The organism is Sphingomonas sp. Sph1(2015) (assembly GCF_001970915.1).
GTDB lineage: Bacteria > Pseudomonadota > Alphaproteobacteria > Sphingomonadales > Sphingomonadaceae > Sphingomonas > Sphingomonas parapaucimobilis.
This window is the reverse complement of sequence record NZ_MQUI01000074.1, coordinates 1-10,983: the sequence shown is the minus strand read 5'-3', so window position 1 is coordinate 10,983 and position 10,983 is coordinate 1. Positions and strand designations below refer to the sequence as shown.

The window sequence follows — 10,983 nt, the reverse complement described above, 5'->3', positions numbered from 1 at the left end:
CCGCCAGGGCCAGTCCCGCCCCCAGCCCCGCGATGATGGTCCGACGATCGGCGTGCCCCATGATGCTCTCCCGTGTTCGCCAGGCATGTTTGCCTGTTCAATCAGTGGCTTATCATGAACGACACCGTCCGATGCTGGCAAGGTGCCGCAAGGGTCAGTCGGTGACTTTCTGCGCCTCGACGATCCGGGCGTCGCTGCCCAGCGCGTAGAGATAGGTGCGCCGTTGCTCGGTGCCGGGGGGATAGCGCTTGAGCATCCGCGCCTGTTCGCGGGTCAGGGCGAAGCGGACATAGCCGGACCGGACCAGGCACTGGTCCACTTCGCCTTGCAGCGTGGCCTGGAGCGCATCGACCTGCTTGTCCGGACTGTACATCCGGCGAAGCAGAACCTGCCTCTCGCTCTGCGCGAAGATGTCGTCGGTCGGGACCGTCGGGGGCGTATTGGCTTCGCGGTCCAGGACGCGCGCGCCGCGCACGTAACGCTGGGTCGCCCCGTCCCCGGCCACGTCGCGCCGGGCGGCTTGCAACATGCAGGCCCGGCTGCCGCCATCGAAAGCCTCCCGCGAAGCACCCGGCCTGCCCCAGCTATAGGGCTGGGGGGTTGCGGCCAGGGCGGATGACGACGCGCCCAACAGGGCAAGCGCAACACCGATCTTCGGCATGACCTCTCCTCGGTTTCTCTATGGCGAAGCTATCCGAAAAGGTCGGGCGCGTCATGCCTTTCCCGTTCCCCATGGCGACAGGCTGCGACCAGGACGATTGCCGATGCAGCCACGCCCGACACACCATACATTGGTGAAAACCGATTCATCCTTTATTTCCCTCTGTCCCCTATGAACGAAAAACTCATCGAATTCGGAGCAGGGAAACTGCCATGGGGCGGTCCGGACCGGGCTATAAAAACCGCGAAGCGCGCCGACAGGTTCTGATCCCCTGTCGGATCAAGTCCGTCCGGGGCTGGGGCGATGCGTGCATCCACAATATCTCGTCCCGGGGCATGATGATCGCGTGTGACGATCCGCTGGCGCCGGGCGAATATCTGGACCTGCGGCGCGGTCGCCAGGTGGTGATCGGCCGCGTCGTCTGGCGGCGCGACCGATTCTCGGGCGTCCGCACGCAGGATGTCATCAGCGCCGATGCGCTGGTCAACGAGCCCCGCCTGGAGGCCCGGCCGACCGGCACGCGTCGCAGCAAGGATCGCGCCGCCCTGCGCCAGACCATGGCGAGGGAAATCGACGCCGCCCGGCGAATGGAGCGCAGCCGCTCCCTGTCGCAGGCGATGCAATTCGGTGCCCTGGGCCTTTTCGGACTGGTCGCCGCGGCGACCATCGCGATCCGGGTCGGCCATATCCTGGCCGCGCCGGCCGCGCAGATCACCCAGGCCCTGTCCCGATAATCCGAAGCATCGGTCAGTCCTGATCGGCCTGCAGCGTCGCCGCCAGCCAGTCGGGGCGGATCGCGTCGCCCAGTGCCTCGACGCGGCGATGCTCGACCATCAGGCCCAGTTCCGGGTAGCTTGCACGGGTCCGGTCGCCCGCCTCGCCCAGGGGAGCCACGACCAACCGTCGATTGACCTTCGAGCGGTGGTGCATCCGCGCCGTGTTTTCCTGCCCGACATAACAGCCCTTGGTGAAACTGACGCCGTTCAGTTCGCGCGCATTGCATTCCAGCCAGAGCGTCTCCCCCGAGCCCAGCTCGCCGACACCTTCGGTCACGCCCAGCGAAAGCCGGTGCGCGGTCCAACCGCTCGCCGGTTCGCCCGCCGGGGCCAGCCAGCGATGGCCCAGTTCGGGCAGGCGCGGATCATGGGGGCGCCCCTCGGCATTGCGGCTCCAATGGACGGCCAGTCCCTCGACCGGCGTGATCGTGATCGCGCGGCGCAGGCGGTACATGGCCAGCCGCTTCGCCAGTGCCTCGGCCTGCGACGCTTCCGCATCGATCAGCACCGCCTCGCCCTCGGCCCACAGGAAGAAGTCGAACAGCGCCTTGCCCTGCGGCGTCAGCAGGGCGGCCCAGCGCGGGGCATCCGGCGTCAGGCCCGCGACATCCTGCGTCGCCAGCCCTTGCAGGAAACCGCGCACATCCTCGCCCGCGATCCGGATCAGGCGGCGATCGGAGAGGGTCGTCGCGGCGGCCGTCGCGGCGATGGCTGTTGGGGTGGCATCGGTCATGACCGCAAGGTAGGAGGGCGTGACCCTATGCGAAAGGCCCGTTTGCCATGACCTTCGACCTGCTTCTCTCCGGCGGCACCGTCCACACCCCCGGCGGCCCCGTCCGCGCCGATGTCGGCGTGCGCGACGGCCGGATCGTGGAAATCGGCGCACGCGGTGATGCGGGTCGGGTGATCGACTGCACCGGCCTCGACATCCTGCCCGGCGTGATCGACAGCCAGGTGCATTTCCGCGAGCCTGGCCTGATGCACAAGGAGGACCTGGCCTCCGGCAGCCGCGCGGCGGTGATGGGCGGCGTCACCGCCGTCTTCGAGATGCCCAACACCAAGCCGAATACCGATTCGGCCGAGGCGATCACCGACAAGCTGACCCGCGCGAAAACGATGTTCTGCGACCACGCCTTTTACGTGGGCGCAACCAACCATAATGCCCGCGACCTGGCCGAGCTGGAGCGAATGCCGGGCACGGCGGGCGTGAAGATCTTCATGGGCGCCTCAACCGGCGACCTGCTGGTCTCCGAGGATGCGCGGCTGGCCGAAGTGCTCGCCTCGGGTCATCGCCGCGTCGCGATCCATGCCGAGGACGAGGACCGGATGAACGCCCGCGCCAACGAGCGGATCGAGGGCGATCCGTCCTCACACCCGGTCTGGCGCGACGACGAGAGCGCGCTTCTCGCCACCCGTCGCATCCTGCGGCTGGCGCGCGCGGCCAATCGCCGCATCCACATCCTGCACGTCACCACGCCCGCCGAGCTGGAATATATCGCGCAGCACAAGGACATCGCGACCTGCGAGGTCACGCCGCAGCATCTGACGCTGGCGGGTGAGGAAGCCTATCCGCGCCTCGGCACTCTGGCGCAGATGAACCCGCCGATCCGCTCGGGCGCGCATCGCGACGGGCTGTGGCACTGGCTGAACCAGGGCGTGCCCGACGTCATCGGTTCGGACCATGCGCCGCACACGCTGGAGGAAAAGGCCAAGCCCTATCCGGGCAGCCCCAGCGGGATGCCGGGTGTGCAGACGCTGCTGCCGCTGCTGCTCGACCATGCGGCGAACGGTCGCCTGTCGCTCCAGCGCGTGATCGAACTGACCAGCGCGGGGGCGCAGCGCATCTTCGGCATCGTCGGCAAGGGGCGGATCGCGGCCGGTTACGACGCCGACTTCACCATCGTCGACCTCAAGAAGCGCTGGACCATCGAAGACCAGTGGCTCCAGTCCAAGTGCGGCTGGTCGCCCTTCACCGGCATGGAGCTGACCGGCAAGCCGATCGGCACCATCGTGCGCGGCCAGGTGGCGATGTGGGAGGACCAGCTCGCCGATGCGCCGACCGGCCAGCCGATTCGCTTCGAGGCGGTCGACTTCGGATGAGCGGCACGCGGTGGGTGCGGGACATCCGGGTCTATTGCCCGGTCGCGCCCGCCACGCTTGCGGCGCTGGTCGCAGGCAATCCGGCGGCGGTGGAAGAGGATTCCACCGCCGCCACGCTGCTGGCGATCCTGCGCACAGCCCCGCTCGGCGATTTCGGGCGATATCGCGAGGTGGTCGAACTGGCGCTCGGCTATGAGGGCTTCCGGCCGGGCGATGGCGCGGTGCCGACGCTGGGCGCGGTGGGAGAGGCGAGCTGGTCGCCGACCGTCATCCTGACCGCGATATACGATGCAGAGGCGGATGTGGAAGCGCTGGCCGATGCGTTGTTGGCGGCACATCCGTGGGACGTGCCGGTAATCGCGGTGAGTGAACCTTATCGGTTGCTGATACGCGGATAGGAGGGGGCGTGGGCTTCGACGTCGGCGTCATGCGTCGACGTTTATCCTGAGCGGCTGGCTTGCCAGCCAGCCGAAGGGCTCAGCCTGAACGGCTGTGGGAAAAGTCCAGGACGCAACCCCACCCCCGTTCAGCCTGAGCGAAGTCGAAGGCCAAGGGAAACCCTCACCCCGAGGCCGAAATCAGAACGGCAACCACCGCGCCTTGTGCGTGAAGTTCATATACCCGACATTGACGCCCGCGCGCCAACCGACGCCCAGCCGCACCGGGATCAGCACGACATTGCCACGCCGCAAATACGTCGCCGCAAACCCGCCGACGAAATACAGCCGCCCCTCGGCCGCCGGGAAGCGGTGGAACAGCTCCTCGGTGTCGTAGAGGTTATAGACCAGCACGAACACCTTGTTCGCGTCGCCGCCGATATCGAAGCCCAGCGACGGCCCGGTCCAATAGACCGGCATCTGCCCCTCGACCTTATGGGTCATCACGCCCGAGCCATAACGCAGGCCGACGACGAACGCGCCCGATGCCTCGCGCCCGGCGATATAGGCGTTGGGCCGCCCCTGTTCGCGCAGGATTCGCTCGATGATGCCCGCCAGCCCCTCGGCTCCCTTGCCGAACACGCCCTCACCCGCCGCCATCAGGTCGTCCCGCTCGAACGTATCGGCGGCCTGCGTCGTCTGGGTCGCGCGCGAATCGGGGGTGCCGGGGATCGGCGTGACCGGCGGCTGCTGTACGGGCGGGGTCGACTGGACCGGCGGGGCGTCATCCTGGGGCGGCGCGCTCTGCTGGGGCGCGGGGCGGGAAGGCTGGGTGCCGAGGTCGCTGTCGATACCCTGATTGGGGTCGATCGTGCGGACCTGCGCCGCAACCGGCGCGGTGGCGACCAGGGCCAGGCCAGCCAGCAACGACAGACGCCATGACAGGCCCAGACAGACGATACGCATGAATTCTCAACTCCCCCGGCGAACCGATTGACCACGTTAACCAGCCCGCAGCTTGCGGCGCAATGAATGACGAAATGAGGATTAGTCGATTTTCCTGATAAAATCCCGCCCAGACCCGGTTGATTGCCTCCACCGGCCCCGCTATAGCCGCACCTCGCCGCAGCCGGAGACGTGGGTGAGTGGCTGAAACCAACGCTTTGCTAAAGCGTCGTACGGGAAACCGTACCGAGGGTTCGAATCCCTCCGTCTCCGCCATATTGCGCCGCTTCCCGACATTAGATCCACCGCCCGGACGGGCCTGCCCCGCCGCCCCGGATCCTGCGCGTCCGGCATGCCTGAGGACATCCTATGAGCCAGACCACCATCCATGCCATGGGCGAACAGCATCTGGTTCACCGCACGGGTTGGCTGCGCGCCGCCGTGCTGGGGGCCAATGACGGCATCATCTCGGTCTCCAGCCTGATCGTCGGCGTCGCGGCCGCGCCCGGTGCGACGGCGGGTGCCGTGCTGGTGGCGGGGATCGCGGCGCTGGTCGGCGGGGCGTTGTCGATGGCGGCGGGGGAATATGTCTCGGTCAGTTCGCAGGCCGATACCGAGCAGGCCGATCTGGCGCGCGAGGCCGCCGAGCTGGTCCGTGCGCCGCTGGCCGAAACGCGGGAACTCGCCGCGATCTACGAACAGCGCGGGGTCGAGGCGGGCCTGGCGCAACAGGTGGCCGAGCAGATGATGGCGCATGACGCGCTCGGCGCGCATCGCCGCGACGAGCTTGGGCTGGCCGATGACGGCGGCTCCAACCCGCTTCAGGCGGCGCTGTTTTCGGCGGGGGCGTTCAGCGCCGGGGCGATCCTGCCCGTGCTGGCCGCCGCGCTGTCGCCGCAGTCCTGGGTCCTCTACCTGACGCCCGCGACGGCGCTGGTCCTGCTGGCGGTGCTGGGCGCGCTGGGCGCAAAAGCGGGCGGCGCACCGGTCGTGCGCGCTATCGTGCGCGTCGTGCTGCTGGGCGCGCTGGCGATGGGCGTGACCGCGCTGATCGGGACGCTGACCGGCACGGTTATCTAATAAGGCGGGGCGACCTTCGCCCGCTGGTTCCGCGCGGCCTGGGTCCACCAGGCGAGATCGTCGGCGAAGCGTGGAAAGCTGCGGGACAGCGCGGCCCCGCCCTCGCCGGTCGGCTGTCCCTGCGCATCCAGCGTCTGGCCGATGCCGCCGACGGTCAGCGTGCTGGACACCACGACCATGCCCATTTCGCTCAGCGTCCCGTGCCAGGCGACGCTGGCATGCGCGCCCGCCAGCCGTCCGGCCGAATAGCTGGCGATGGCGGCGGGGCGCCAATACCATTCCTCCAGAAAGTGATCGGTCAGGTTCTTCAGCCCCGGCTGCTGCCCCCAATTATATTCGCCGGTGACGAAGACAAAGGCATCGGCGGCGCGGATCTTGGCGGCGAGCTGCTCCATCGCCTCGGGCGCTTCGCCGGCGGGATATTCCTTGTACATCCGGTCCAGCATGGGCAGCCCGACCGCCTTGGCATCGATCAGCTCGGGCTTCGCACCCCGTTCGCGGAACGACCGGACCAGATAATCGGCCAGCCTGATGCCCTGCCGGTCGGAACGGTAGGAGCCGTAGAAGATCAGGATATGGTCGGCCATCCAATGTCTCCCCAAAAGCTGGCCCCTGCACAACGCGAGGGGCGCGGTGGCGATCCCGCCCGCCTCATCCCTTGGCGGTCGGCATGCACGGCGCGGGATCGGCGACCCAGTCATGGTCATAGCTGGCGGGCACCGTCTCGCCCTGTCCGACGCCGGGCTTTGTCCCCTTCGGCGCATAAAAGATCCAGGCCATGCTGTTGTCGAACGCGTCGATCCGGCCATTGTCGCGCGCCGCCATGGCGGCATCGATCTCGGGCTGTTCGACGCGCGAACCCCGGACCATGCGGATGGTGCCGTCGCGCATCTCCCAGGCGCGCCGGTAATGGCGGCCGAACATCATCGTGTCGAAACCGGGCTTGGACGACCATTGCTTCGCCTCGGTGCCCATGGGCAGGCGGACCGTGGTGACGTGGCAGCTATATTCGGGCTTCGAATAGAAGGGCACGTCCGCCCGCTGATCGGCACTGCGCAGACGACGATCGGGCGGGCTGAAGCCGCCGCCGGGCAGCGCGAAGGAGCGGCCGCCATCATCATCCTTGTCCCAGTCGATCGTGCCGGTGCCCGTGATCGTCAGGATACCGGCCTGTGCCGCCTGGTCGTAACGCCACTGCACGCTGTCGATCGCCTGCCAGAAATCGCCGGTCAGCTGCTGGCGAAAGGCGTCGAGCATCTGGCCCGGCGTCACGGCCGAGAACTGCGCCTGCTGCTGAAGCCCCGCGACGCCGCGCGTGATGGTGGTGGAGGTGATTCTGGCGGGCTTGTCGAACCCGGCCCGCGTGTCGATGTCGTACAGCGTCGTTTCGTCGGGCACGCTGGCCAGCGGCCGGTTCAGCTTTTCCAGCGACTCGCCGCGCGTGGTCAGCGGCAGGACCCATTGCACCGGAAAGACCGGCCGCGCGGCGGGCGGCACGACGGCGGGCATCGTTCCGTCCAGCCAATAGGTTGCGCCATCGATATGCGCACGGACCAGCACATGGTCGAAAAGCTGCGGCCCCGACAGACGCTGGTCGAAGCCGTCATCGGCGGCGTTGGAATTGATGAGCACCGCCTCCGCCTCGATCCCCAGTTCGCGGAGCAGGGCGAGCAGCAGTGCGGTCTTGCCCTTGCAGTCGCCATAGCGACGCTGCCACGTTTCGTCGGCCGAGGCGGGGGTCAGGTTGCCGCCGTTCAGCCCGACATAGATGTAGCGGACATCCTGCTGGACGAGCTTCAGCGCGGCGGCCGCCCGGTCGAGCGGCTTGGGGCTCGCCGCGGCGATCCGCGCCGCTTCCTGGCGCAGCGGCGAGTTGGGCGCGAGCGTCGCCGCCTGGGTATAGAGCGGGGCGAAATGGCGGGACACGGAGGGCCAGTCGCCGAAATCGCTATATTCGACGATGCGCTGCCACTGATAGCGCGGCGGCGCATCCTTGGGCGGGGTCAGTGTCGCGGGATTGTCGAAGTGGAAGTCGACGCCTTGATCCTGCATCTTCAGCGCGGGGGTCATGTCCGGGCTGATCTTCAACTGCGGCCTGTGCCCCGCATCCCAGTTCAGTCCCAGATGATAGCGGCCGGGCGCCGGGCTGGCGGCCAGCACCAGCAGGCCCGACGCCTTGCCGCCCATGGTCGGATCCCTGGCAAAGGTCGTCCATTCGACCTCCAGCTCGTCGCCGACGCGCAGGTCGGGCACGCGCAGCACGGCGGTCAGCGTGCCGTCCAGCATCGCCTCCTCCAGCTTGTCCTCGCGGCGCAGCACCTCGAACGCGGCCGCCTTCATCGCATCGATCGTCTGGCCGTCGCGGATGACATGGATGGCGTGGACGATCGGCGGTCCCGCCGCCGGGTCCCAGGCGATGGCGATATTGCCGATCTGCAGCGCGTTGGATTGCAGGATCTTGATGCGATAGCCCATATATTGGGCCTGTCCCTGGTCGGTGATGTGCGCCACGACATCCTGTCGGCGCATGAAGATCGGGCCGCCGACATCGCCGGGCACGGCCAGCGGTTCGGACCGCGTGACCCAGGCGGGGACCGGCCCCGTTTGCGGGCCGCGCGGGGCCGCCACGGGCCGCCCCGCCTGTCTGGCCTCTTGCTTCCCCGCATTCCGGGCCTCGACGCCGCCCGCCGCCAGCATCGACACCAGCACCCATGCCGGGGCGATCGCCCTCACGCCACGCAACCTCATAGTTCCCCCATCCTCCCCGGAAGGCCGCCATAGTGGCCAAAAGCGCGGCGGACGCAAGGCGCGCCATGCGCTTGCTCCTGTCCCGGCGTTGGTGCATCGCCGGGGACCCACGGCTGAGTTTGGCCCATGATCCTGGGGGAGCGTCCATGCCCGTCACCGACATTGCCACCCGCGTCTATAACCACGGCTGGCGGCTCGACCCGGTCGTGCGCAGCCTGCTGGATACCGATTTCTACAAGCTGCTGATGCTGCAGATGATCCGGCGGCTCCACCCGGAGGTCACGGCGACCTTCTCGCTCATCAACCGCAGCAAGCATGTCCGGCTGGCCGAAGTGATCGACGAAGCGGAACTGCGCGAACAGCTCGACCATGCGCGCTCGCTTCGCTTCGGCAAGAAGGAGCTGATCTGGCTGGCGGGCAACAGCTTCTATGGCAAGCAACGCATGTTCTCGCCCGAGTTCCTCGACTGGCTCGCCCGCTTCCAACTGCCGGACTATGAGCTGCGCACCGTCGACGGGCAGTTCGAGCTGCATTTCGATGGCCCCTGGGCCGAGACGACGATGTGGGAAATCCCCGCTTTGGCCATCGTCAACGAACTGCGCTCGCGGGCGGCCCTGAAGGGCAAGGGGCGGTTCGAGCTCGACATCCTCTATGCCCGTGCCAAGGCCAAGCTGTGGGACAAGGTCGAACGCCTACGCGCCCTGCCCGACCTGGTTCTCTCTGACTTCGGCACGCGGCGGCGGCATGGCTTTCTGTGGCAGCGCTGGTGCGTCGAGGCGCTGAAGGAAGGGCTGGGAGACCGGTTCATCGGCTCGTCCAACGTGCTGTTGGCGATGGACAATGACCTGGAGGCGATCGGCACCAACGCGCATGAGCTGCCGATGGTGATGGCCGCGCTCGCCCCCGACGATGCGGGCGTGGCGGCGGCGCCCTACCGGGTGCTGGAGGAGTGGCAGGCGCTGTATGACGGCAACCTGCTGATCGCGCTGCCGGACGCATTCGGGACCACGGCCTTCTTGCGCAACGCGCCCGACTGGCTCGCCGACTGGACGGGCTTTCGCCCCGACTCGATGCCGCCGATCGAGGGGGGCGAGCAGATCATCGACTGGTGGCAGACGCATGGCCGCGACCCGCGCCGCAAGCTGCTGATCTTTTCGGACGGGATGGACGTCGACAGCATCGAGGCGACCTATCGCCATTTCCATGGCCGGGTGCGGATGAGCTTCGGCTGGGGCACCAACCTGACCAACGACTTCCGCGACTGCGATCCGGCGGGCGCGGCCGGGCTGGAGCCGATCTCGCTGGTGGCCAAGGTCATCAGCGCGGACGGGCATCCGGCGGTCAAGCTGTCCGACAACCCCGCCAAGGCGACCGGCGATCCGGCCGAGATCGAACGCTATCTGCGCATCTTCGGGCAGGACGGGCGCCACGCCAAGGCGGTCCGGGTGTGACGGAGTAGCCGGGGCTGGCAGGGGCGGTCCGAACCCTGGATCGGCACGCCGGGATGGACGGACATCCGTAATGCCTCCTGCCCCTCACCCAGTGCCGCTGGGAGCGGCATTAACGAAGGTCGCCTCAAGGCAAGCCCCTCCCCTTCAGGGGAGGGGTTGGGGTGGGGCATCGGCACAGGCAGGGCGCCTGCGGAAGCGCCCCACCCCCTGCCCCTCCCCTGAAGGGGAGGGGTGGATCAGCTTGATCTCATCCCACTCTATGCCCTTGATTTTATAAAGGGCATATCTGCGCGACCCTTTGTGAGGGACGACGGAATAAGGAATCGGGGCGGTCGATACGCCACCACTTCGGCATGGTGGGCGCGGTGACGCTCGTCTCATGAGGCTTGCGAAAGCCCGCCTCGCATTCCGGACAACAAAAAAGGAGGCCGGCTTTCGCCGACCTCCCTCTTTTCGCAATCAACCTGGGTTGAGCGTGGCTTACTGGCCAGCGCCCGGACCGTAGGTGATCTCGACGCGACGGTTCTGGACCTCGCGGACGCCGTCGGCGGTCTGAACGCGCAGCTTGTCGCGCTGTTCGCCGAAGGCTTCCGTGGCGATCGAGCCATCGGGGATCGAGTGCGAGGTCATGTACGCCTTCACCGCGTCGGCACGACGCTGCGACAGACCCATGTTGTACTTCGGCGTACCCGACGTGTCGGTGAAGCCTGCAACCATCACGCGGGCATTGCCGCAGCTCTGGTACTGGGTGATCGCGTTGTCGAGGATCGACGCTGCTTCCGGGGTGATGTCCGACTTGTTCCACTCGAAGAACACGATGAACGGACCCGGCGAGCACGGCACGG

11 protein-coding genes and 1 tRNA gene are annotated in these 10,983 nt (G+C 67.7%); 6 read left to right on the top strand and 6 right to left on the bottom strand.

Annotated elements, in window-relative coordinates; all coding sequences use genetic code 11:
* Positions 1-154 precede the first annotated feature (154 nt).
* On the bottom strand, positions 155-661 hold the full coding sequence (locus tag BSZ14_RS17950) for a hypothetical protein (protein ID WP_076711954.1): 507 nt from the start codon (positions 659-661) through the stop codon (positions 155-157).
* A gap of 212 nt (positions 662-873) precedes the next feature.
* On the opposite strand from BSZ14_RS17950, the gene BSZ14_RS17945 reads away from it, so the two are divergent.
* Positions 874-1,395: a PilZ domain-containing protein gene (locus BSZ14_RS17945; protein WP_076711953.1), complete on the top strand. Its 522-nt coding sequence runs from the start codon at positions 874-876 to the stop codon at positions 1,393-1,395.
* Positions 1,396-1,408: 13 nt separating this feature from the next.
* Here the strand turns inward: BSZ14_RS17945 and ygfZ are convergent, their stop codons facing one another.
* The gene (ygfZ, locus tag BSZ14_RS17940) at positions 1,409-2,170 is read right to left on the bottom strand and encodes a CAF17-like 4Fe-4S cluster assembly/insertion protein YgfZ (RefSeq protein WP_076711952.1); all 762 of its coding nucleotides are present in this window, start codon (positions 2,168-2,170) and stop codon (positions 1,409-1,411) included.
* Between the two features lie 47 nt (positions 2,171-2,217).
* On the opposite strand from ygfZ, the gene BSZ14_RS17935 reads away from it, so the two are divergent.
* Together BSZ14_RS17935 and BSZ14_RS17930 are read left to right on the top strand one after the other, a co-directional pair.
* Entirely contained in the window at positions 2,218-3,537 is a 1,320-nt protein-coding gene (locus BSZ14_RS17935) for a dihydroorotase (RefSeq protein WP_076711951.1), read from the top strand.
* Positions 3,534-3,935, top strand: a complete 402-nt coding sequence (locus tag BSZ14_RS17930) for a hypothetical protein (protein ID WP_076711950.1) — start codon at positions 3,534-3,536, stop codon at positions 3,933-3,935. Before BSZ14_RS17935 ends, BSZ14_RS17930 begins: the two co-directional genes overlap by 4 nt.
* A 180-nt stretch (positions 3,936-4,115) precedes the next feature.
* On the opposite strand, the gene BSZ14_RS17925 is transcribed toward BSZ14_RS17930, so the two are convergent.
* Positions 4,116-4,880: a DUF1134 domain-containing protein gene (locus BSZ14_RS17925; protein ID WP_076711949.1), complete on the bottom strand. Its 765-nt coding sequence runs from the start codon at positions 4,878-4,880 to the stop codon at positions 4,116-4,118.
* Between the two features lie 165 nt (positions 4,881-5,045).
* Between BSZ14_RS17925 and BSZ14_RS17920 the strand changes: the two genes are divergently transcribed.
* Together BSZ14_RS17920 and BSZ14_RS17915 are read left to right on the top strand one after the other, a co-directional pair.
* A tRNA-Ser gene (locus BSZ14_RS17920) sits at positions 5,046-5,135 on the top strand.
* Between the two features lie 93 nt (positions 5,136-5,228).
* Positions 5,229-5,939, top strand: coding sequence for a VIT1/CCC1 transporter family protein (locus BSZ14_RS17915; RefSeq protein WP_076711948.1), 711 nt, complete (start codon positions 5,229-5,231; stop codon positions 5,937-5,939).
* Here the strand turns inward: BSZ14_RS17915 and BSZ14_RS17910 are convergent.
* Both BSZ14_RS17910 and BSZ14_RS17905 read right to left on the bottom strand, forming a co-directional pair.
* Positions 5,936-6,526 (bottom strand): NADPH-dependent FMN reductase, encoded by a 591-nt coding sequence (locus tag BSZ14_RS17910; protein ID WP_076711947.1) that lies wholly within the window; start codon positions 6,524-6,526, stop codon positions 5,936-5,938. The genes BSZ14_RS17915 and BSZ14_RS17910 overlap by 4 nt on opposite strands.
* A 64-nt stretch (positions 6,527-6,590) precedes the next feature.
* Positions 6,591-8,672, bottom strand: a complete 2,082-nt coding sequence (locus BSZ14_RS17905) for a DUF3857 domain-containing protein (RefSeq protein WP_241823827.1) — start codon at positions 8,670-8,672, stop codon at positions 6,591-6,593.
* 161 nt (positions 8,673-8,833) lie between these two features.
* Here BSZ14_RS17905 and pncB point away from each other — a divergent pair, with 161 nt between their 5' ends.
* Positions 8,834-10,138 carry a nicotinate phosphoribosyltransferase gene (gene pncB, locus BSZ14_RS17900; RefSeq protein WP_076711946.1) on the top strand — a complete coding sequence of 435 codons (1,305 nt, stop codon included), beginning with the start codon at positions 8,834-8,836 and terminating at the stop codon, positions 10,136-10,138.
* 480 nt (positions 10,139-10,618) lie between these two features.
* On the opposite strand, the gene BSZ14_RS17895 is transcribed toward pncB, so the two are convergent.
* On the bottom strand, positions 10,619-10,983 hold a 365-nt coding region (locus BSZ14_RS17895), incomplete at its 5' end, for an OmpA family protein (RefSeq protein WP_139330522.1).